Below are 19,179 nucleotides of genomic sequence, written 5' to 3'. Positions count from 1 at the left end.
GCGGGGCGAGGGCTAGTTGACCAGCGCGCTTGCCCAGCGCGCGAAGGCGAGCCAGGCCGGCGTTTCCCAGATCGCGATCCGGAATATGTCGGAGCCTATCACCGCCGCGGCGCCCGCGACCGTCGCCGTCTGCGGCCGGCCCTTGCTCGCATAATCCCAAGCGAAGAGCGGCAGCAGGAACAAGGCGGAGACGCCGAAGAAACCGATCGGGCCGGGGAATATGTCCGAGACCGGCATGCGCCCGATCGCGGGCGGGAGCAATCCGATCATCGCGATCAGCATCAATCGCTTGTGCACCTGCGGCTTGTGACGGAAATACAGCGCGGCTCCGATCAGGCCCGCGAACAGGGGGACGTCCAGCAGCGGCACCGCCAGCCAGGACAGCGGCGGGACCGTAGGCGGGCCTGACTGTCTCGCTACGCCGCCGAGCGCGGTCAGCGTCGCGACGACAATCATCGCCGGAAGCAGCACCATGGCGAGGCGGCCGAGGCGGCGATGGATATCCGTCCTGCCGCCGCTGATCAGCAGCGTCTGCGTCATGAACAGCAACACCCATGAGGAAAACAGCAGCCCGTGCAGGATGACGAGCGGCGTCATCGGCAGCAGCGGCCGCGGCGCGGGAATCGCGTCGCGAAGGTAGAAGCTGGGGGCGAAACCTATGAATATCGCGGCGAGGATGGCGACGGCCATGGTGCCGAAGAACAGCCGCTCGTTGCGAGCCTTGCCCACCGCTGGCGTGCGTGTCGCCATGATCCGCTCCTCCGGGCCCGACCCGCTCTATAGCATGATCCTGCGCCTCCCTGCCACGCATCAGGCGCATTTCGAGTATTCCGGCTCTTGAAAGCGCTGGCCGCCGGCGCCATGCACCGCGGCATGCGTCGTAAAGCCCGTCAGGCCACCAAGGCCGAGAACCGCCCTCGCTTCTGGGGCCGCCACGCGGTCGCGGCCGCGCTCGCCAATCCCGAGCGCACGATCGTCCGGCTGTGGCTGACGCGGGAGGCGGCTCACGCCTTCGACGTCGATCCGTCGATCCCCGTCACCTACGCCGATGCCGCCGATCTCGGCCGGCTGGTGCCGCGCGACGCGCCGCACCAGGGCGTCGTCGCCGAAGTCGATAAGCTGCCGGACCTCTGGCTCGGCGACATTGTGGAGGGCGCGCCAGAGCGCCGCCCCTTGCTGGTCCTCGATCAGGTGACCGATCCCCACAATGTCGGCGCCATCCTCCGCTCCGCAGCCGCTTTCGACGCGCTCGGCATCGTCACCCAGGACCGCCACGCTCCGCCCGAATCCGGGGCGCTCGCCAAGGCGGCGAGCGGCGCGCTGGAGACGGTGCCCTGGGTCCGCGTCGTCAACCTCGCCCGCGCCCTCGACGAGATCGCCGAAGCCGGCTTCTGGCGCGTCGGCCTCACCGGCGAGGCGGACATGACCCTGGCGGAAGCCATGGGTCCGCCCCGTATCGCGCTTGTCCTGGGCGCCGAGGGCGAAGGCATGCGCCAGAACACCGAGACCCATTGTGACGCCCTCGCCCGCCTCCCCATCAGCGACCGCATCGAAAGCCTCAATGTTTCCAATGCCGCCGCCATCGCGCTTTACGCGGCGACGGTGGGCCGCGCTTAGTCCTCTGGCGCGATCGTCACGCGCATCCCGTCCAGCGCGTCGCTGAACTGGATCTGGCAGGACAGGCGGCTGTTCGCCTGCTTGTGGTCCGAGCTGTCGAGCAGGTCGTCCTCGTCGTCACTTTTGGGCGGCAGGGCGTCCGTCCATGCCTCGTCGACCTGGACGTGACAGGTGGCGCAGGAGCAGCAGCCGCCGCATAGCGCCAGCAGCTCGTCCAGGCCATTGTCGCGGATCACCTCCATGACGCTAAGCCCGGCGCGCCCTTCGATCGTCATTTCCGTTCCATCGCGAGTAACGACCGTGAGCTTGGGCATTGCGGAAAGCTGTCCTTGAAAGCTGAAAAGAGGAATGCGCGCGCCGCCTCCTATGCTAGGCGCGACCCGCGAGGCAAGATGAAGGGAGTCGCGGGTGGGCATTCCGGTTGAGGCATTGCGGGAATCGCTGGACGAGCTGGCGAAGCGGGAACCCGCCTTCGCCGCGGCGCTGTCCCGCGTCGGCTATCCGGAGCCTAGGATCAGCGAGCCCGGCTACATCACCTTGCTGCGCGCCATCGTCGGCCAGCAGGTGAGCATCAAGGCCGCCGCCGCCATCTGGGAAAAGCTCGACGCCGCGGTCGGCGGCTGCGGCGATCCGCGCAAGATCGCGGCCGCGAGCGAGGAGACGCTACGCGGCGCAGGCCTCTCGCGCCAGAAAGTCGTCTACGCCCAAAGCCTCGCCGATGAGGTGCTGGCCAAGAGGATCGACCTCGCGGACCTTCCGACTGACGACGAGGAAGCGATCAAGCTCCTCACCCACATCAAGGGCATCGGCCGCTGGACCGCCGAAATCTATCTTCTCTTCGCGGAAGGCCGCACCGACATCTGGCCCGCCGGCGACCTCGCCATCCAGATGGAAGTCGGCCGCATCCTGAACCTACCCGAAAAGCCCAGCGAGAAACGCATTCGCGAGCTCGCCGAAGCGTGGCGCCCGCATCGCGGCGCGGCGGCCGTCTTCAGCTGGCACCATCGCCGCGTCGCGCCGATCTGAGCGGGCACGACGTCGGCCGGCTGCACGCCCCCTGCGATAATCTAGCTGAAACCGCGGAGGCCGCGATCGCCGAGGTCATCGGAATCATCGAGATCGTCCGCCGGAAGGTCGAGCTTACCCTGGCGCAGGGACGAGAGGATGTTGGCACCCCGGGCGACCTTGCGATCGGGATCGTCGTGGGTCGGCTCCTGAACCTCTCCGAAAAATCCGGCGAGCGGAGGATGGCCTGGAGCCCGCATGGACCTGCTGTCGGGATCCTTATCTGGAATCATTAGAAGCCTCCGAGATCCGAGCCGGCGCTCCCGCGGCTCCATCGGTGCATGAATGGGAGACCATATCAGTATCATGCCGTCCGCTGAAGGATTTTCGGAAGGCGAAGGAAACCGCTCGTCCGCCGCTCGAGACGCAAGGACTTTCTCCCGATTGTCGGGCGGACGACAGGATCCTTCCAAACATGCCTTGGTCGGCCGTTTCGCGTTGCCCCCCGGCTTGGCACCTGTATGTCTTCTCCCTTGTTCAACAGGGAATAGACAACAGGGGATGAACATATGAAGCGTCTTTCTATTGCTATCCTGGGTGCCGGCTTGGTCGCACTCGGGGCCTGCAGCGGCGCGTCCGAGGAGACTGCCGTCGACAATGCCGCCACCGACACGCTCGCCGTGCCCGAAGACGAAACGCTGGCGCCGGTCGACGACACCCTCGGCGACGAGGTGAACGCTATCGGCGACGAGGTGAACGCCCTCGACGCCGGCAATGCCACCGAGGCGAATGCCGCTGACGCTAGCGTCGAGAGCAACCGCCAATAGACCGGCCCCGTACAGACACGCACCGCGGAAACTCCCTAGCTTTATGCGGTGATACTGGCCCCGGCTTCCCGTCGGGGCCTTTTTCGTCTTCAGCCCGCACTGGCTCTGGTGAAGCCAACGCCCTCGCTCCTTGCGCGGCGCCCCGGCAGGCTCACCCGGCAACGACCGGTCCAATCATCATTTTTTCCGTCCATTGCCAACCGCTTCGTAGCTGAGTTAGCTTCGCATGGCTGACAGAGGGAAACGATCCGTGGCTGAAGGATGGCGGCACTCTCTCAGCGCGGACTCCTGGCGGACGCTGCCGCCGCGTCTCTACATAGCGCTCGTCGGCCAGCTGTTCGGCACGCCGCCTTCAGTCAACATGCTGGAAGTGCTGATCGTGGCGGCGATCGGCGGACTGGCATCCTGGCGGTCGGGCGACCTGGTGCTCGCCGCCCTCACCGCCGCGACCTGCGCGGCGATCCTGGCGATCGTTCCGATGCGGCGCCATTACGCAAAGCGACGGATATTGGAGCAAAGCGCCGAAGCGGTCCGCGCCTTCGAGCGGCGCTTCGAATGGCTTTCCTGGGGCGTCACTGCCGGAATCGGCCTGATGGGCGCCCGCGCGATATTGGCCAGCGGCGACACGCTCGTTCACTTGATGATAGGTCTCATCGCCCTCGGCGCCGCCTGGGTGAGCGTGCGCTATCATTACCGCCCCCGCATCGCATTGGGCCGCATCGTGGGGGTCAACGGTTTGTTGGGCCTTGCCCTGATCCTGTCGGGAAATCCCTATTATCTGGCGCTGGGGCTCGTCGCGCTGGCCGCCACCCGCCTGTCGATTGGCATCTGCGCACAGCTTCACAACAACGCCGTCACCCTCTTGACGACGATCGAAGAGAAGGAGCGGTTGGCGGATCTCATCGAGACGGCCCATGCCGACCTCGAGCGGCGCGAACGTGAGCGCGGCGCGGCGGAGGCGGCGCTGCGCCGCCTCCAATCGGAGGTCGGCGATGCCGCGCGGTTGAGCGCGATGGGCGCGATGGCCTCGACGCTCGCGCACGAACTCAACCAGCCGCTCACCGCCGTCGCCAATTACGTCCGCGGCAGCCGTCGGCTGCTTGAGAGGCCGACACAAGCCAATCTCGAGGAAGTCGCCGAGGCGCTGGCGGCGGCCGAGGAGGGAACGTTGCGCGCCGGCGAAATCATCCGCCGGCTGCGCGGCCTCGTCTATCGAGGTGCAGCCGATACGCGACCGGAAGATCTCGACTTGCTAATCCACGAGTCCGTCAGGCTTGCCCTGTCCGACATCAGTCCGGCGCAGGTCACCTGTCGCTTGGATCTCGCCGCGGAAGCCCGCTGGGCCTATGTCGACCAGGTGCAGATCCAGCAGGTGCTGATCAACCTCATCCGCAATGCAGCCGAGGCGATGGAGACCGCGCCGGTGCGCGAGATCGTAATCGCAACGCGCCTGCTTCGCGAGGATCTCATCGAGGTCACCGTCGCCGATACCGGCCCTGGCATTGGCGATATCGCCGACGCGGTGCTGTTCGCGCCTTTCCACAGCACCAAGGCCGAAGGGCTGGGGATCGGATTGGCGATCAGCCGCACCATCGTCGAGGCTCATGGCGGAAAGATCTGGGCGAACAACGGGCCCGCCGGGGGGGCCGTCTTCCGCCTGACCCTGACGTCCGCGCCCCCTCCGACTAGCGGCAAGGATAGGGATAACCGGATCGCCCGCAAATAGCCGCCGAGCCGCGAATGAACAGCGATGTTGCTGCTCGCCGATGTCGCCGAGATCAGCGGTGCAGTCTTTCGATCGGCAATGCCAATAAAAGTTGAAGGGCCGCCGCGCATTCGCGCGACGACCCTCCGAACATGGTCAGCGGCCGGATGCTCCAGCCCGGAAGACCTTGGAAAGGCTTAGCCTTTCATCTCCCGAACGAACAGAACCGACCCCTCTGCTGAACCATGAGACATCGGATCACCTCCTTTCGCTGTTGAACACAAGGCAATAATGAGTCGCGGGGAGTCACCGATCAAGACTTGTATTCAACTATTTTGTCGGTAGGATTCCATGCTTCGCGCCGCGTTGTGCACGACTTCCCCGATCAGCTTCTGCAGTCCTCCACGACCCGTGCCGGCGCCGGCCAGGCCGGTATGACGAGCATCGGCCCGCCCGGCATCTCGACGGTGAAGCGGCCGCGGCTGAAGACCATGCTGTCGAGGAAGCGATCGCTCGCCGGGACCGCGGCCTGGACGTAAGCGCGGGGCCCGCCGCCGCCCGCCGCCGGAAAGCTGCGCGCGCCGGAGGTGGTGCGGATCGTCATCGCGTTGCCGCTCGCCGCGCCGGAGCGCGACAGGACGATCTGCCGCTGGGAGCGATCGCAGCGAACACTGAACAGCGGCTCGCTGTTGGCGGGGCCGAACTGCGCCTGCGATGCTGTCCCTTCCGCGCTATAGACCCAGTGGCCGGGCGTCAGTGGAACGTCGCGCCAGTCGGCGGCGGGCGGCGGCGGCGCGGCAGGGGGCGGTGGCTGCGGCGCCGGCTCCGGTCGTGGCTCGGGTGTCGGCGCCGGGCGGGGCACGCAGGCCACGGCCGCCAGCGCGCCGAACAGCACAAGGATACGCATGGACTTCATGGAAAACCGCTCCCGTCTCTCGTCCCAGAACAACACGACAGCCTCGCTTTCGATCCAACGCCGAATTTAGGGCAGGCTGAGAACGATAGTCGTCACGGCGTCTCGTCGGCGGGGGCGGCGGCATTCGCGGCATTGTCCGCCTCCTCGTTTCCGACGAGCGGCGGGGCTTCGCCGCGGCCGCATGCCGCGATGAACTCGCCGATCATCGGACTGGGCGGCAGCACCAGCGGCGGTCCGTCCCCGACCTCCAGCTCGAGCGGGCTTTCCTGCGCGCCGAGCGCATCCAGGACCGGGTCGTTCGCGGACACGGTGGCGCGAAGCATCGGCGGCGGCCCCGCGACCGGATCGACCGCGAGCCGGTGCTGGTCCCCACCCAGCGTCAGCGTCATCATGCCGGCGCTGCCCGTTTCGACGACGCCGTGCCGGTGGAGCAATATGCCCTCTCGGTCGTCGCAGCGCAGACTGAAGAGCGGCTCCGCCCCAGTCGGCCCGAAGGCCAACGCCGGCCGCTCGTCTTGCATTGTCCGCGTCCAGTTGCCGATGGCCGGAGCCGTGTCCTGCGTCACCTGAGTAGTGACCGGATCGATCATGTTGTAGGCGCCGTCATCGTCCGCCGGCGTCGGATCGGGCGGTTCGCTGTCGGCACAGGCGGCGAGCACCAGAAGGGCCGAAAAGGCGACCAAGCGGGGCATGAAGTCTCTCCTCCAACATGACGGACGGCTGATGCGACCGCTCCTCAAAGCCTGATTTGGCTCTCCTGACAAGGCCGGCAGAACCCCGGATCGCCAGCCGCATGCCGTCGCGGCATCCATGATCGCCCAGCCGAGTGGAGCGCAATCGCAATGATGGGTCAGGCCCGCCTCTTGCCCATCCTGATCTGCCGCTGCTTGCCATAGCGGGTCTTGCGCGTGCCGGGCTTGCCCTCGTTGGAACGCCCCATAAGCGGCGCCTTCTTCTCATGATCGGGAAGCCCGAGCTCGTCGGCTTCGAGGCGGCGGATTTCGTCGCGCAGGCGGCCGGCTTCCTCGAACTCCAGGTCGGCGGCGGCGGCGCGCATGCGCTTTTCAAGATCCTCGATATAGGCGCGCAGATTGTGCCCGACGAGATGGGGCGCCTCCTCGTCGCCGGTGTCGACGACGACGCTGTCGCGCTGCGACACGTCGGCGAGCACATCGGCGATGTTGCGCTTGATGGTGGTCGGCGTGATGCCGTGGGCCTCGTTATATTCCCGCTGCTTCTCGCGCCGCCGATCGGTTTCGCGCAGCGCCCGTTCCATCGAGCCGGTGATGCGGTCGGCGTAGAGGATGACGCGCCCCTCGACGTTGCGCGCGGCGCGGCCGATGGTCTGGATGAGCGAGGTCTCGGAGCGAAGGAAGCCCTCCTTGTCGGCATCCAAGATCGCGACGAGGCCGCATTCGGGGATGTCGAGACCTTCGCGGAGCAGGTTGATGCCCACCAGCACGTCGTAGACGCCTAGTCGAAGGTCGCGGATCAGCTCGATGCGCTCCAAGGTCTCGACGTCGGAGTGCATATAGCGGACCTTCAGCCCCGCCTCGTGGAGGAACTCGGTCAAATCCTCCGCCATGCGCTTGGTGAGCGTGGTGACGAGAGTGCGGTAGCCCTTCTTCGCCGTCTCCCTCGCCTCGTGGATGAGGTCGTCGACCTGATCCTCGACCGGCTTGATCTCGACCGGCGGATCGATGAGGCCCGTGGGGCGAATGACCTGCTCGGAGAAGACGCCGCCCGTCTGCTCCATCTCCCATGGCCCGGGGGTCGCCGAGACCGCCACCGACTGGGGCCGCATCGCGTCCCATTCGTTGAAGCGCAGCGGCCGGTTGTCGATGCAGCTCGGCAGGCGGAAGCCATATTCGGCGAGCGTGATCTTCCGCCGATGGTCGCCCCGCGCCATCGCGCCGATCTGCGGCACCGTCTGGTGGCTCTCGTCGACGAATAGCAGCGCGTTCTCGGGCAGATATTCGAACAGGGTCGGCGGCGGCTCGCCGGGCAGGCGGCCGGTAAGGAAGCGGCTGTAATTCTCGATCCCGGCGCAGGAGCCGGTCGCCGCGATCATCTCGAGGTCGAAATTGGTACGCTGCTCGAGCCGCTGCGCCTCCAGCAGTTTGCCCTCCGCCTGAAGCTCCTTCAGCCGCTCGGCGAGCTCGTGGCGGATCGCCTCCATCGCCTGTTTGAGCGTCGGCCCCGGCGTCACATAGTGGGAATTGGCGTAGACCTTCACATAATCGAGGCTGGCGACCTTCTTTCCGGTCAGCGGATCGAACTCGACGATCTCCTCGATCTCGTCGCCGAAGAAATTGATCCGCCAGGCCGTGTCCTCATAGTGGCTGGGGAAAATCTCCAGATTGTCGCCCCTCACCCGGAAATTGCCGCGCGCGAACGCCTGGTCGTTGCGCTTGTACTGGAGGGCGACGAGCTTTCGGATGATCTCGCGCTGGTCGACCGTCTCGCCCTTCTTGAGGCTGAAGACCATCGCCGAATAGGTTTCGACCGAGCCGATGCCGTAGAGGCAGGAGACGGAGGCGACGATGATCACGTCGTCCCGCTCCAGCAGCGCCCGGGTGGCCGAATGGCGCATCCGGTCGATCGCCTCGTTCACCGAGCTTTCCTTCTCGATGTACGTGTCCGAGCGAGGCACGTAGGCTTCCGGCTGGTAATAATCGTAATAGCTGACGAAATATTCGACGGCATTCTCCGGAAAGAAGCTCTTGAACTCCCCGTAGAGCTGGGCGGCGAGGATCTTGTTCGGCGCCAGCACCAGCGCCGGGCGCTGCAGCGTTTCGATCACCTTCGCCATGGTGAAGGTCTTGCCGGAGCCGGTAACGCCCAAGAGCACCTGGGTCTGCTCGCCCGCGTCGATCTGTTCGACAAGTTCCTTGATCGCCGTCGGCTGGTCGCCGGCGGGCTCATAGTCCGACACGATCTTGAAGCGCTTGCCGCCTTCAGCCTTTTCCGGCCGCTGCGGTCGGTGGGGAACGAAGCTTGTCCCGGTTTCCGGCTCGTCGAGACCGGTGCGAATCTGGATGGCCATGGCGGCAATATGGTCATGGTGGCCGATCTGCGCTACCTTGGCGGGACAAGACGACTAGGGGGGATTGCGGATGCGTAGGCTCGCACTCATTCCACTGCTTGTGACCGCCGCCTGCTCCGACGCCACGGCGGACCAGGAAACACCGAAAGTCGAAGTCGCCTCGGCGCTGCAGCCGGGACAATGGGAGATCTCACGGGAAGTCACTCGCCTTGTCGCCACCGACAAGGGGAAGCCGGCGCTCGACCAAGAGGTCGGAAGCCACACGACCTTCAGCCATTGCCTGACGGCGGCCGATGCCGAGAAGCCCGATGCCACGCTGTTCGCCGGGATAGAGGGCGAGACGTGCGAATATAAGAATTTCTACATGTCGCGCGGCCGTATCAACGTCTCGATCGCCTGCACGCCGCCCGATCTCGGCGGCCAGGTGATGCGGACGATCGACGGCAAGTTCACCGCCGACAGCATCGAAGCCAGCGCGAGCGCCGACACCTATTTCGGCGCCTATGGCGATGTCAGCATCGCGGCCAAGTTGATCGGACGACGCATCGGCGAGTGCGCGCCTGATCAAAACGCATAGGGTCAGGCGGCGCGCCAACGCTGCCGTCCCAACGTCCAGGGAAGGAACTTCTGCGCGCTGATCCGTGCGCGGTTACTCGCTCGTCACTTCCTGGAAATGCTCGGGCACGGGAGGATAGATCACGGGCTTGCCGCCATAGCGCTCCTCGAGGGCAGCGCGACGTCGATCCCTAGAATCCTCGTTCGGATCGAGCTCTTCGGCATATCTGAACTGGGCGTCGAACTGGCTGCCGTCGACCTCATATTCCATGACTACCCACCGCAGGGCCTCATCCCAATTTTCGGCTTCCCAAGCGTCGTGCAGGAGGCCGACAAGCTCCGGCGTGGGTTCAAAGTAGCGGACGGTCTCGCCCTCGTCCTTGAACACCCCAGCGACGACCGCGCCGTCATCGAGCTCGGCATAGATGTACAACCCGTCGGGGTCGCCGCCGACGATCGCCGCCCCCTCACCGCCTATCGCATTCAGGATCGGACCGATCTCGTCGAACTTGTCCTGAGCCGCCTCTTGCCTCGCCCTCTTCTGCCCATTGGCGTTCGAGGTCGCCATAGATGTGGACACCAGCGCCTGGGTGGGAAGCGTTGCAGGCGTCGCGCGGACCGTTGGAGCGGGCAGCGACACGGCGACCGCCATCGTCATTGGAACACCGATCCGCGCGACCCATTTCAGCCTGCGACGGTTTCGAGCGCCGACGCGCCGGATTGAGTGCGACCCCATCACGCTCCCTCTTCGTGAACCTGTGGCAAAGCTCTAGCGCAAAAGCGAGAACATAACAAGAACTGACTCATTACGTACTATGCTGCCCGAATGACCTATGACGCCGCTGGTTCGAGATCAGCGGCAGGCGGGTCGGTGGCTGCGCAATGGGATAGCCAGCGACGCCAGCAGGCGCTACCAATCCTCAAAAATGAGGGGATTGATCGATGCGCCTGACGCCTTTGCTTCTTGCCACTGTTCTGATCGCCGCGCCCGCGCTCGCCGCGCCGGACTTCGCCGACGAGGTGAAGGCCGATTACGACGAGCATCTCGAAGCGCTGTTCATCGATTTCCACAAGAATCCGGAGCTGAGCTACGTCGAGAACCGCACCGCCGGGATCATCGCCAAGGAGCTCCGCGCGGCCGGAGCGACGGTGACGGAGGGCGTCGGCGGCACCGGCGTCGTTGGCATCATGAAGAATGGCGAGGGCCCGACCGTGCTGGTCCGCGCCGACATGGACGGCCTTCCAGTCAAGGAGGCGAGCGGCCTTCCCTATGCCTCCACCGCGACCCAGGTCGACATCGAAGGCCAGAAGATGCCGGTGATGCACGCCTGCGGCCATGACGTGCATATCACCTCGCTGATCGGCACCGCCCGCCGCCTCGCCGCGATGAAGGATCGCTGGAAGGGCACTATCGTGTTCATCGCCCAACCCGCCGAGGAGCGGATCGGCGGCGCCCGCAAGATGCTGGAGGACGGCCTCTACACCCGCTTTCCCAAGCCCGACTATGCGTTGGCCTTCCATGTCTCCTCCGGCACCCCGACCGGCAAGCTTATCATGGAACCGGGCCTCAACGCCTCCTCGTCCGACAGCGTCGACATCATCATCCACGGCGTCGGCGCGCACGGCGCCAGTCCCCATACCGGCAAGGACCCGATCGTGATGGGGGCCGAGGTCATCATGGCACTCCAGACCCTGGTCAGCCGCGAGATTTCTCCGCTGAAGCCCGGCGTCGTCACCGTCGGCGCCTTCCACTCGGGCCTCAAGCACAACATCATCTCCGACCGCGCCGAGATGCAGCTCACCGTCCGCTCCGACGATGAGGAGACGCGGCAGACGTTGCTGCAGGGCATCAAGCGCATCGCCGTCAATGTCGGCCGGATGAATGGCCTGCCCGACGCCAAGCTGCCGGAGGTGAAGGTCAGCCGCGAATCCACGCCGGCGACGATGAACGATGCCGAACTCACCGCCCGCATGCGCGAGGCCTTCCAACGCGCGTTCGGCAAGGACGTGCTCCACTCCGAACCGCGCGAAGGCATGGGCGCGGAAGACTTTGCCTATTTCGTCCAGCCGGAGCTTGGCGTCCCCGGTGCCTATTTCGCCGTCGGCGGCACGCCCCAGGCGGAGATCGACGCGTCCGAAAATGGCGGGCCTCCGATTCCGTCCCACCATTCGCCGCTCTTCAAGATCGAGCCCGAACCTTCCGTCCGCCTCGGCACCGAGGCGATGACGGTCGCCGTGCTCGACCTTCTCTCTCCCGCCCGCGCTTCGGCCGCCGCGCAATGATCTTCAGGAGTTTCCTACTATGAGACTAGCCGCCTTCACCTTCGCCGCTCTCCTTCCCCTTGCCGGCTGCAACCTGTTCGACGCCCCCAAGCAGGAGGGCGGAGACATGTCCGCCGAAGAAGTCGCCGAACAGCTCGCCGACATGAAGATCCAGCCGGGCCAGTGGGAGGCCACCAACGAGATCATCTCGGCGAGCGCGCCGGGCGTGCCGGAGGAAGCCCTGGCGCAGATGGTCGGCCAGAAGACCACGGTTAGCAACTGCATCACGCCCGAGCAGGCGGCCCAGCCCAACGCCAATTTCCTCGCCGTCCAGAAGACCAGCGACTGCACCTATCAGGACTGGTCGATGCAGGACGGCCGGATGACCGGCACCATGACCTGCACCGGCGGCCAGCTCCCGGGCACGATGGTGATGAAGATGGACGGCACCTACAGCGACGAAGCCTATGACATGACGATGGACATGGAGACGGGCGGCCTGCCGGGCGGCGTCACCATGACCGTCAAGGCCCGCACCAGCGGCGAACGCGTCGGCGAATGCGTCGGCTGAGGCGCAGAGAAGCTCGCCGATCCGTCGTTGCGAGGAGCAAAGCGACGAAGCCATCCAGGCTTGCCTATTCGCCGCACTGGATGGCTTCGCTCCGCTCGCAATGAGGGCCGCTTTCAGCGAGAAGGACCAGGCATGATCGGCGCCACTGGCCCCTTCGTGGTCGTCTGGCGGTACGAAGTCGCCGATGCCAATCGCGAGGCCTTCGAGCGTGTCTACGGCCGCGACGGCGACTGGGCGCGGCTGTTCGCTACCGCTGAAGGCTTCATCGAAACCGAGCTGCTGGCGGGCGGCGGCGGAATATACATAACGCTCGATCGGTGGCGATCGTGGTCTGACTTCGAGGCGTTTAAGGCCGCAGCCGGCGAGGCCTACCGGGCGCTGGACGAGCAATGCGCGGCGCTGACCGTCCGGGAGGAGAGGATAGGCGCGTTCAACGTCGCCGCTTAGACGGACCCTAGAGGCCGGGCACCTCGAACGATCCGCCCGCCTCGACCGTCACGAAACGGTCCCGCGCGCCTGCCCTCGTCCTCTTCAGCGCCTCCAGCCGGCGCAGCGGATCGTCGATCGGCTCCCAGGTGAGCTGGAACGTGCCCCAATGGATGCCCAGCGCCGCCGCCGGATCGAGCTGATCGAAGAGCCGCATCGCCTCTTCCGGATTGATGTGGTTCACCGCCATGAAATCGCGCGGCTCATATGCGCCGATCGGGATCAGGGCCAGGCGGAACGGCCCGTGCGCCGCCGCTTCCGTCGCCCAGCTTCCGTCGCCCCAGCCGGTGTCTCCGGCGAAGTAGATGTTTCCGCCCGGGAGCGTCACCGTGAAGGCCGACCACAAGGCACGGTTCCGATCGGTGCCCCAGCGCGAGCTCCAATGATGGTTGCGCTCCACCATCACCTCGACGCCGTCGGTCACTCGAGCGCGCCCGCCCCAATCCAGCGCCGTCGCCTCGATCCCCTCGTCCTTGAGGATCGTGTCGTTGCCGAGGCCGGTGAGGATCAGCGGCCGGTCCCGCTTCCACAGCCGCTTGAGCGTCGCCAGATCGAGATGATCGTAATGATTGTGGCTGACGAGCACGAGGTCGATCGGCGGCAGGTCCTCGAACCGCACGCCCGGGGCCCGCACCCGCATGGGCCCAATGAAGGAGAAGGGCGACACCCGCTCGGACCAGACCGGATCGGTGAGGATGTTGAGGCCGCGGGTCTGGACCAGCACCGTCGCATGGCCGATCCAGGTGACGCGCATCGCCTCACCCTCCACCCGTCGCGGCGGCACCGTCTGCCTGACCGGCACCCGGTCCGGCCATTCCGCCGCCGCGCCGGTCGATCCGCCGATCAGGAATGACAGCCGTCCCCGCTCGTGCACCTCGACCTCCGCCGCGTTGCCGCCCGGATTGAAGAAGCGCTCGCCGTCATAATGGCCGCTCGCAGGGCCATCATAATAGATGCGGTCGAGGAAGGGCGGCACCAGGGTTGGGGCGAAGCACAGCCCCATGACGAGGAACAGCAGCGCCGCGCCGAGGCGCTTCATCCAGATACGCATGGCCCCGCATAGCAAAGCGCCGCCGCCCCGCAACCGGCGGCGTGCGAGCCGATGCGAGCCGGCGCCTGGCTAGGCGACGGCGGGCCTTTCTCCCGTCGGCGAGGCGCCGACCCATGCCCAGGCCTGCGCCTCCTCGTCCGCCTGGAAATGCCGCATGTCCACGCGGAAGAGCGGGTCGAGCATCGCGATCCATGACTTCAACCAGTCCGGTCCGCCGACCACGGCATAGCGTTCGACATGGCGAAGCATGCGCGATTTCATCTCGAAATAGTCGCGATTGGCGTAAGCCGACATCTCGACACCGCCGAAGTCGCGCACGCGGCCGACGACGCGCAAAGGCTCGCCGCGATCCAGCGCCGGCTGGAAGGCGCGGACCAGCGCCTCGAGTTCCTGCACGGTGACCCTTCCGTCGATCTCGAAGCCGAGCACGTCCGGCTTGTCCGTGTCGATGATCTTGAGCGCCGGGCGGTGGGGGTGCTCGACCTTGCCCTCGACCCAGGCGAGCGCCTGTTCGCGCTCGGCTAGGATGAAGGTCTCGTAGCGAACCTTGGGCAGCAACGCGCTCTCGATCCGGGCGGCCCACCGGATCCAGGACTGATCCGCGACCACGGCGATGCGGCCAAACCGCTCCAGCCGGCCGAGCAAACCGGTGGCGCGGACGACATAGGCGCCCATGCCGTCCATATCGACGCCGGAAAGCGCCTCTACCTCCACATAGAAGTGCGTCCGCTCCCGCGCCGACAGCGAGGCCTCGACACGGTCCAGCACGGCGCCGAAATCGCGCGCCTCCACGCGGCCGTCGATGCGGACCGCGATGGCGGAGTCGGTGGTGGGAAGAAATTCGAGCATTCGCGCCTCCTTGCGGTGGGCAACGCGGTCCGCCGGCGCTTCCGATCCATGACCACCGGAGAAGGGGTGCCTTGCGCCGGCCCACGGAACCCTTACTGCACCGAAACGCTCTTAGCACCGGAAAGGAAGATGAAGATGCGCCACTCCCTTCTCGCCCTCCTCCTCGGCGCCCTCACGCTCGGCGGCTGCGCCACCTTGGGGATGGGCCGCGCCGGTGACGAGCTGGTCGGCGAGGCGCTGAGGATGCAGACGTCGCGCGGCCAGATCACGCACTTGCTCTTCCAGGGCGACGGCACCGTCCGCGCCGCCTTCGGCGAGAGCGTCGTCACGGGCCGCTGGTCGGTCGAGAACCGCAACCTCTGCTTCTACTGGACAGGGGCTCCGCGCGAATGCTGGCCCTACGCCGCGCCCTTCCGGCGCGGCGAGACCCGCGCTCTCACCAGCGACCGCGGCAACGCCATCCGCGTGACGCGCCAATGAAAAGGGCCGCCCGAGGGCGACCCTTTGCTTACCAGGATGGAGAAAAGGAGGCGGTATTTACGCCGCCTCGAACTCGTCCTCGTCGGCCATTACGGGGCCGCTGTCCTGGCCCTTGGCGTCGACATCGCGGTCGACCAGCTCGATGATGGCGATCGGCGCGGCGTCCGAGGCGCGGATGCCGGCCTTGATGATGCGGGTATAGCCACCGTTGCGATCGGCGTAGCGATCGGCCAGCACGTCGAACAGCTTCTTCAGCTGCGTGTCGTCGAGCAGGCGCGAATGGGCGAGGCGACGATTGGAGAGGCCGCCCTTCTTGGCGAGCGTGATCAGCTTCTCGACATAGGGACGAAGCTCTTTCGCCTTGGCGGTGGTGGTGGTGATCTGCTCATGCTTGATGAGCGCGGCCGCCATGTTGCGGAACAGGGCCGCCCGGTGACTGGAAGTACGCTGGAGCTTACGCCCGCCGACGCGATGACGCATGGGTCTTACCTTTCGTTCGTCCCGGAGCCGTTCAAGGTACTCCGGACCAGGCCGCCAAATGGGGGACGGCCCAAACCCCAAACAAAACAGCGGAGCCGCGGCCCCGCCTCATATGCCGCGCTCCCAAAGCCGATTGCGCCCGCAGAGTCAAGCTTCGCGCGTTCGGAGCACGCTTAGGAACTAGCGAGGGTCAAAGCAGTTAGGGCTGCCAAGGAGACCGATCCATGGCTCGCTATAACATCGAGTTGAGAACCGAGAGCCGTGTGTCGGAGACGCTGCAGGTTGAAAAAGCCGATCTCACCGAGCTGCGGATCGAGGTCGCTCGCTTCGTCGGTGACCTCCTGAAAGATCACGCCAACCAAATCTGGATCGATGAAGACTGGCGAGTCGACGTAACGGACCAAACCGGCCTCATCCTCTATGTGATGCAGATCACGGCCACAAACTCGGCAGCCACGGCACCGCTTCGTCGCTAAACGGCAGGGGCGCACCGGGGCGGGAACCGGCTCGGGCAGGCATCGTTCGACTGGAATGATCTATGCCGTTATCCCGGTCCTGGTGCTGGGCATGCTAAGCTATATGTTCTGGCGCACCGCAGCTCAGATGCGGCGCGACCGCGTATTCAACGAGCGGAAAGCAACGCGCGGGAAGAGAGCTTTCACGCGGCTGCACCGGGCGCGTTTCCTCCTCAACCGCGCCTTTCGCCTCACGAACGAGGAGCCGCCCTGGCATTCCGAGCTGCGGAGCAGGCTCGATCAGGTCCCGGCAGCCGCGGATGAAACAGTCGAGCGCCGACCTGCGACCGGTGCGGCGGCTCCGACGAACCGCGCGTGAAACCATCTTCAACGATCCACGTTTTTCGCACACGCCATGATTATTCCTTTCGATATCAAAGGGGTGCCGGATGTTTGACTACGCGATCATAAGTGAAACCGTTGACGGCGAGCGTGATCGGGAAATCGGCCGGTTCGCCGATGACGATGCGGCGATCGCCTACTGCCTGCCAATCGCTCGCGGCCGGCTGGTGGAAGTATGGCGAGCGGGGAAGCTGGTCGCGACCGTCGACGAGAGGCCATGCGCCGCGATGGTGGCTTGAGGAGCCACACCTGCCTCGTGCAGCCGCAGGCCATCAACCGATTTGAAGATTGCGAGGCCTAAACAAAAAGGGCCGCCAATTTGGCGGCCCTTCCTGTCTTAATACCGGTAGAAGCAATCTTATCCGAGCAGTTCCTGCTCCAGCTTCTTGGCCATTTCCTCGATATTCTCAGGCGGCCAGCCGGGGATGTCCATGCCGAGGCGGAGGCCCATCGACGAGAGCACTTCCTTGATCTCGTTCAGGGACTTGCGGCCGAAGTTCGGCGTGCGGAGCATTTCCGCTTCCGTCTTCTGGACGAGGTCGCCGATGTAGATGATGTTGTCGTTCTTCAGGCAGTTGGCGCTCCGGACCGACAGCTCGAGCTCGTCCACCTTCTTGAGAAGATAGCGGTTGAGCTGGTTGGCGTCGGCTTCGGCCTCGGTCGCGGTGGCGGCGACGCCGGTCGGCATCTGCGTCATCGTCAGCGCCTCGTCGAAGTGGACGAAGAGCTGCAGCTGGTCCTGGAGGATGCGCGCGGCATAGGCGACGGCATCGTCGGGCGTCACCGTGCCGTCGGTCTCGATCGTCAGGGTCAGCTTGTCATAGTCGAGCTCCTGCCCGACGCGGGTGTTCTCGACCTTATAGCTGACCTGGCGCACCGGCGAGTAGAGCGCGTCGATCGGGATGAGGCCGATCGGCGCGTCGGCCGGACGGTTGGCCGCGGCGGGGACATAGCCCTTCCCGGTCTCGGCGATGAGCTCCATGTTGAGCGTCGCGCCCTCGTCCAGATGGCAGATGATGAGGTCCGGGTTCATCACCTCGATGTCGCCGGTCGTCGCGATCTGGCCGGCGGTGACTTCGCCCGGGCCGGTGGCGGAAAGCTGGAGCCGCTTGGTGCCCTCGCCTTCCATCTTCAGCGCGACCTGCTTCACGTTGAGGACGATGTCGGTGACGTCCTCGCGGACGCCCTGGAGCGACGAGAATTCGTGCAGCACGCCCTCGATCTTCATCGAGGTGACCGCGGCGCCCTGGAGCGAGGAGAGGAGCACGCGGCGAAGCGAGTTGCCGAGCGTCAGGCCGAAACCACGCTCCAGCGGTTCGGCGACGAACGTCGCCTTGCGCTTGGCGTCGCCTCCGGGCTTCTTCTCCAGCTGGTTGGGCTTCTTCATTTCCTGCCAGTTTTTAGCGTTGACGGCCATGATCTTCCCTTGGCTGTGTGGGAAGCGCTGGGGGTCGCGCCTCCCGATCAAAATGTTCAGCGGCGGTGCCGTTCCACGGCGCCTCCGATTTTTTAGACGCGGCGGCGCTTGGAGGGCCGGACGCCGTTGTGCGGGATCGGCGTCACGTCGCGGATTGACGTGATCTGGAACCCGACCGCCTGCAGCGCGCGGAGCGCCGATTCGCGGCCCGATCCGGGACCCTTCACTTCGACCTCGAGCGTGCGCACGCCATGGTCGGCGGCTTTCTTGCCCGCGTCTTCCGCCGCGACCTGGGCGGCGTAGGGCGTCGACTTGCGCGACCCCTTGAAGCCCATCATGCCGGCCGAGGACCAGGCGATCGCATTGCCCTGGGCGTCGGTGATGGTGATCATCGTGTTGTTGAAGCTGGCGTTCACATGGGCGACGCCGGCGGTGATGTTTTTGCGCTCGCGCCTACGAAGGCGCTGAGGTTCGCGTGCCATATTTCTCTACCTATCCTGAGAAGATCACGAAGCTGACGAGTCAGCTTACTTCTTTTTGCCGGCGATCGGCTTCGCCTTGCCCTTGCGGGTGCGCGCGTTGGTGTGCGTGCGCTGGCCGCGAACCGGGAGGCCCTTGCGGTGACGGAGGCCCCGATAGGAAGCGAGGTCCATCAGCCGCTTGATGTTCATCGCCACTTGGCGGCGAAGGTCGCCTTCGACGGTGTAGTCGGCGTCGATCGCTTCGCGGATCTGGAGAACCTCCTGGTCGGTGAGGTCCTGCACCCGGCGCTCGCTGGCGATGTTCAGCTTGCTCGTGATCTCCTTGGCCTTGGTGCGCCCAATGCCGTGGATATAAGTCAGCGCGATTTCGACGCGCTTGTTCGAAGGGATGTTCACCCCTGCAATACGTGCCATCTACTAGTTTCTCCTGCTCCACAGGGCGGCGGGCAAAGCCGCCCTATCTCAGCGCTTTGAACCCTTAAAACAGGCACAGCCGACGCGCGCACGAATGCGCCGCCGGTCGACCGGTTGAACGGGATAGGTGGCAATTAGGGATGCGCCGTGCGCGAGTCA

General features: G+C 65.7%; 24 protein-coding genes. 11 read left to right on the top strand and 13 right to left on the bottom strand.

The window, feature by feature from the left end; translation table 11 throughout:
* Positions 1-12: 12 nt before the first annotated feature.
* A complete protein-coding gene (locus DF286_RS08275) occupies positions 13-750 on the bottom strand; it encodes a hypothetical protein (RefSeq protein ID WP_109271003.1) in 738 nt (245 codons plus the stop codon).
* A 123-nt stretch (positions 751-873) separates the two neighbouring features.
* Between DF286_RS08275 and rlmB the strand changes: the two genes are divergently transcribed.
* On the top strand, positions 874-1,617 hold the full coding sequence (gene rlmB, locus DF286_RS08270) for a 23S rRNA (guanosine(2251)-2'-O)-methyltransferase RlmB (RefSeq protein ID WP_109272091.1): 744 nt from the start codon (positions 874-876) through the stop codon (positions 1,615-1,617).
* On the opposite strand, the gene DF286_RS08265 is transcribed toward rlmB, so the two are convergent.
* Positions 1,614-1,931 carry a 2Fe-2S iron-sulfur cluster-binding protein gene (locus tag DF286_RS08265; protein ID WP_109271002.1) on the bottom strand — a complete coding sequence of 106 codons (318 nt, stop codon included), beginning with the start codon at positions 1,929-1,931 and terminating at the stop codon, positions 1,614-1,616. The two genes, rlmB and DF286_RS08265, sit on opposite strands and share 4 nt — an antisense overlap.
* A 94-nt stretch (positions 1,932-2,025) precedes the next feature.
* Between DF286_RS08265 and DF286_RS08260 the strand changes: the two genes are divergently transcribed.
* Entirely contained in the window at positions 2,026-2,643 is a 618-nt protein-coding gene (locus tag DF286_RS08260; protein WP_109271001.1) for a DNA-3-methyladenine glycosylase family protein, read from the top strand.
* Positions 2,644-2,684: 41 nt separating this feature from the next.
* Here the strand turns inward: DF286_RS08260 and DF286_RS08255 are convergent, their stop codons facing one another.
* Positions 2,685-2,915 carry a hypothetical protein gene (locus DF286_RS08255; RefSeq protein WP_146193582.1) on the bottom strand — a complete coding sequence of 77 codons (231 nt, stop codon included), beginning with the start codon at positions 2,913-2,915 and terminating at the stop codon, positions 2,685-2,687.
* A 276-nt stretch (positions 2,916-3,191) separates the two neighbouring features.
* On the opposite strand from DF286_RS08255, the gene DF286_RS08250 reads away from it, so the two are divergent.
* On the top strand, positions 3,192-3,449 hold the full coding sequence (locus tag DF286_RS08250; RefSeq protein ID WP_109270999.1) for a hypothetical protein: 258 nt from the start codon (positions 3,192-3,194) through the stop codon (positions 3,447-3,449).
* A 250-nt stretch (positions 3,450-3,699) separates the two neighbouring features.
* Positions 3,700-5,175 (top strand): sensor histidine kinase, encoded by a 1,476-nt coding sequence (locus DF286_RS08245; RefSeq protein WP_158274645.1) that lies wholly within the window; start codon positions 3,700-3,702, stop codon positions 5,173-5,175.
* Positions 5,176-5,539: 364 nt separating this feature from the next.
* On the opposite strand, the gene DF286_RS15125 is transcribed toward DF286_RS08245, so the two are convergent.
* From DF286_RS15125 to uvrB, 3 genes are all read right to left on the bottom strand, one after another.
* On the bottom strand, positions 5,540-6,070 hold the full coding sequence (locus tag DF286_RS15125) for a hypothetical protein (RefSeq protein ID WP_158274644.1): 531 nt from the start codon (positions 6,068-6,070) through the stop codon (positions 5,540-5,542).
* A gap of 92 nt (positions 6,071-6,162) precedes the next feature.
* Positions 6,163-6,762 (bottom strand): hypothetical protein, encoded by a 600-nt coding sequence (locus tag DF286_RS08235; protein WP_109270997.1) that lies wholly within the window; start codon positions 6,760-6,762, stop codon positions 6,163-6,165.
* 158 nt (positions 6,763-6,920) lie between these two features.
* Positions 6,921-9,116, bottom strand: coding sequence for an excinuclease ABC subunit UvrB (gene uvrB, locus DF286_RS08230; RefSeq protein WP_109270996.1), 2,196 nt, complete (start codon positions 9,114-9,116; stop codon positions 6,921-6,923).
* A 70-nt stretch (positions 9,117-9,186) separates the two neighbouring features.
* On the opposite strand from uvrB, the gene DF286_RS08225 reads away from it, so the two are divergent.
* Positions 9,187-9,693 carry a DUF3617 domain-containing protein gene (locus tag DF286_RS08225; protein WP_109270995.1) on the top strand — a complete coding sequence of 169 codons (507 nt, stop codon included), beginning with the start codon at positions 9,187-9,189 and terminating at the stop codon, positions 9,691-9,693.
* Positions 9,694-9,765: 72 nt separating this feature from the next.
* Here DF286_RS08225 and DF286_RS08220 read toward each other — a convergent pair whose 3' ends face one another.
* On the bottom strand, positions 9,766-10,329 hold the full coding sequence (locus DF286_RS08220; protein ID WP_243444768.1) for a hypothetical protein: 564 nt from the start codon (positions 10,327-10,329) through the stop codon (positions 9,766-9,768).
* Positions 10,330-10,613: 284 nt separating this feature from the next.
* Between DF286_RS08220 and DF286_RS08215 the strand changes: the two genes are divergently transcribed.
* From DF286_RS08215 to DF286_RS08205, 3 genes are all read left to right on the top strand, one after another.
* Entirely contained in the window at positions 10,614-11,954 is a 1,341-nt protein-coding gene (locus DF286_RS08215; RefSeq protein WP_109270993.1) for an amidohydrolase, read from the top strand.
* A 19-nt stretch (positions 11,955-11,973) separates the two neighbouring features.
* Positions 11,974-12,504 (top strand): DUF3617 domain-containing protein, encoded by a 531-nt coding sequence (locus tag DF286_RS08210; protein ID WP_109270992.1) that lies wholly within the window; start codon positions 11,974-11,976, stop codon positions 12,502-12,504.
* Positions 12,505-12,636: 132 nt separating this feature from the next.
* Positions 12,637-12,951 (top strand): antibiotic biosynthesis monooxygenase family protein, encoded by a 315-nt coding sequence (locus DF286_RS08205; RefSeq protein WP_109270991.1) that lies wholly within the window; start codon positions 12,637-12,639, stop codon positions 12,949-12,951.
* Positions 12,952-12,958: 7 nt separating this feature from the next.
* Here DF286_RS08205 and DF286_RS08200 read toward each other — a convergent pair whose 3' ends face one another.
* Positions 12,959-14,041, bottom strand: a complete 1,083-nt coding sequence (locus DF286_RS08200) for an MBL fold metallo-hydrolase (RefSeq protein ID WP_109270990.1) — start codon at positions 14,039-14,041, stop codon at positions 12,959-12,961.
* Positions 14,042-14,110: 69 nt separating this feature from the next.
* The gene (locus DF286_RS08195) at positions 14,111-14,890 is read right to left on the bottom strand and encodes a SpoIIAA family protein (RefSeq protein ID WP_109270989.1); all 780 of its coding nucleotides are present in this window, start codon (positions 14,888-14,890) and stop codon (positions 14,111-14,113) included.
* Positions 14,891-15,025: 135 nt separating this feature from the next.
* Between DF286_RS08195 and DF286_RS08190 the strand changes: the two genes are divergently transcribed.
* Positions 15,026-15,370: a hypothetical protein gene (locus tag DF286_RS08190; RefSeq protein ID WP_146193581.1), complete on the top strand. Its 345-nt coding sequence runs from the start codon at positions 15,026-15,028 to the stop codon at positions 15,368-15,370.
* Between the two features lie 57 nt (positions 15,371-15,427).
* Here DF286_RS08190 and rplQ read toward each other — a convergent pair whose 3' ends face one another.
* On the bottom strand, positions 15,428-15,850 hold the full coding sequence (rplQ, locus tag DF286_RS08185) for a 50S ribosomal protein L17 (RefSeq protein ID WP_109270987.1): 423 nt from the start codon (positions 15,848-15,850) through the stop codon (positions 15,428-15,430).
* Positions 15,851-16,074: 224 nt separating this feature from the next.
* Between rplQ and DF286_RS08180 the strand changes: the two genes are divergently transcribed.
* The gene (locus DF286_RS08180; RefSeq protein WP_109270986.1) at positions 16,075-16,326 is read left to right on the top strand and encodes a DUF6894 family protein; all 252 of its coding nucleotides are present in this window, start codon (positions 16,075-16,077) and stop codon (positions 16,324-16,326) included.
* Positions 16,327-16,754: 428 nt separating this feature from the next.
* Positions 16,755-16,946, top strand: a complete 192-nt coding sequence (locus DF286_RS08170) for a hypothetical protein (protein WP_109270984.1) — start codon at positions 16,755-16,757, stop codon at positions 16,944-16,946.
* Positions 16,947-17,065: 119 nt separating this feature from the next.
* On the opposite strand, the gene DF286_RS08165 is transcribed toward DF286_RS08170, so the two are convergent.
* The 3 genes from DF286_RS08165 to rpsM form a co-directional block, all read right to left on the bottom strand.
* A complete protein-coding gene (locus tag DF286_RS08165) occupies positions 17,066-18,124 on the bottom strand; it encodes a DNA-directed RNA polymerase subunit alpha (protein ID WP_109270983.1) in 1,059 nt (352 codons plus the stop codon).
* 92 nt (positions 18,125-18,216) lie between these two features.
* Positions 18,217-18,606: a 30S ribosomal protein S11 gene (gene rpsK / locus DF286_RS08160; protein ID WP_109270982.1), complete on the bottom strand. Its 390-nt coding sequence runs from the start codon at positions 18,604-18,606 to the stop codon at positions 18,217-18,219.
* Between the two features lie 45 nt (positions 18,607-18,651).
* Complete coding sequence (gene rpsM / locus DF286_RS08155; protein ID WP_109270981.1) at positions 18,652-19,020, bottom strand: 30S ribosomal protein S13; 369 nt, start codon at positions 19,018-19,020, stop codon at positions 18,652-18,654.
* Between the last annotated feature and the right edge of the window lie 159 nt (positions 19,021-19,179).

It is taken from the genome of Sphingosinicella humi (assembly GCF_003129465.1).
GTDB classification, from domain to species: domain Bacteria; phylum Pseudomonadota; class Alphaproteobacteria; order Sphingomonadales; family Sphingomonadaceae; genus Allosphingosinicella; species Allosphingosinicella humi.
The sequence above is the reverse complement of the archived record's forward strand: the minus strand, read 5'-3'. Positions and strand labels throughout refer to the sequence as shown.

Coding starts and splice junctions, on each gene's coding strand:
- DF286_RS08265 (WP_109271002.1), bottom strand. CDS start 1,931: ATGCCCAAGCTCACGGTCGTTACTCGCGATGGAACGGAAATGACGATC.
- DF286_RS08165 (WP_109270983.1), bottom strand. CDS start 18,124: ATGGCCGTCAACGCTAAAAACTGGCAGGAAATGAAGAAGCCCAACCAG.
- rlmB (WP_109272091.1), top strand. CDS start 874: ATGCGTCGTAAAGCCCGTCAGGCCACCAAGGCCGAGAACCGCCCTCGC.
- DF286_RS15125 (WP_158274644.1), bottom strand. CDS start 6,070: ATGAAGTCCATGCGTATCCTTGTGCTGTTCGGCGCGCTGGCGGCCGTG.
- rpsM (WP_109270981.1), bottom strand. CDS start 19,020: ATGGCACGTATTGCAGGGGTGAACATCCCTTCGAACAAGCGCGTCGAA.
- DF286_RS08225 (WP_109270995.1), top strand. CDS start 9,187: ATGCGTAGGCTCGCACTCATTCCACTGCTTGTGACCGCCGCCTGCTCC.
- DF286_RS08190 (WP_146193581.1), top strand. CDS start 15,026: ATGCGCCACTCCCTTCTCGCCCTCCTCCTCGGCGCCCTCACGCTCGGC.
- rpsK (WP_109270982.1), bottom strand. CDS start 18,606: ATGGCACGCGAACCTCAGCGCCTTCGTAGGCGCGAGCGCAAAAACATC.
- rplQ (WP_109270987.1), bottom strand. CDS start 15,850: ATGCGTCATCGCGTCGGCGGGCGTAAGCTCCAGCGTACTTCCAGTCAC.
- uvrB (WP_109270996.1), bottom strand. CDS start 9,116: ATGGCCATCCAGATTCGCACCGGTCTCGACGAGCCGGAAACCGGGACA.
- DF286_RS08235 (WP_109270997.1), bottom strand. CDS start 6,762: ATGCCCCGCTTGGTCGCCTTTTCGGCCCTTCTGGTGCTCGCCGCCTGT.
- DF286_RS08200 (WP_109270990.1), bottom strand. CDS start 14,041: ATGCGTATCTGGATGAAGCGCCTCGGCGCGGCGCTGCTGTTCCTCGTC.
- DF286_RS08170 (WP_109270984.1), top strand. CDS start 16,755: ATGTTTGACTACGCGATCATAAGTGAAACCGTTGACGGCGAGCGTGAT.
- DF286_RS08215 (WP_109270993.1), top strand. CDS start 10,614: ATGCGCCTGACGCCTTTGCTTCTTGCCACTGTTCTGATCGCCGCGCCC.
- DF286_RS08205 (WP_109270991.1), top strand. CDS start 12,637: ATGATCGGCGCCACTGGCCCCTTCGTGGTCGTCTGGCGGTACGAAGTC.
- DF286_RS08275 (WP_109271003.1), bottom strand. CDS start 750: ATGGCGACACGCACGCCAGCGGTGGGCAAGGCTCGCAACGAGCGGCTG.
- DF286_RS08255 (WP_146193582.1), bottom strand. CDS start 2,915: ATGATTCCAGATAAGGATCCCGACAGCAGGTCCATGCGGGCTCCAGGC.
- DF286_RS08210 (WP_109270992.1), top strand. CDS start 11,974: ATGAGACTAGCCGCCTTCACCTTCGCCGCTCTCCTTCCCCTTGCCGGC.
- DF286_RS08220 (WP_243444768.1), bottom strand. CDS start 10,329: ATGACGATGGCGGTCGCCGTGTCGCTGCCCGCTCCAACGGTCCGCGCG.
- DF286_RS08180 (WP_109270986.1), top strand. CDS start 16,075: ATGGCTCGCTATAACATCGAGTTGAGAACCGAGAGCCGTGTGTCGGAG.
- DF286_RS08195 (WP_109270989.1), bottom strand. CDS start 14,890: ATGCTCGAATTTCTTCCCACCACCGACTCCGCCATCGCGGTCCGCATC.
- DF286_RS08250 (WP_109270999.1), top strand. CDS start 3,192: ATGAAGCGTCTTTCTATTGCTATCCTGGGTGCCGGCTTGGTCGCACTC.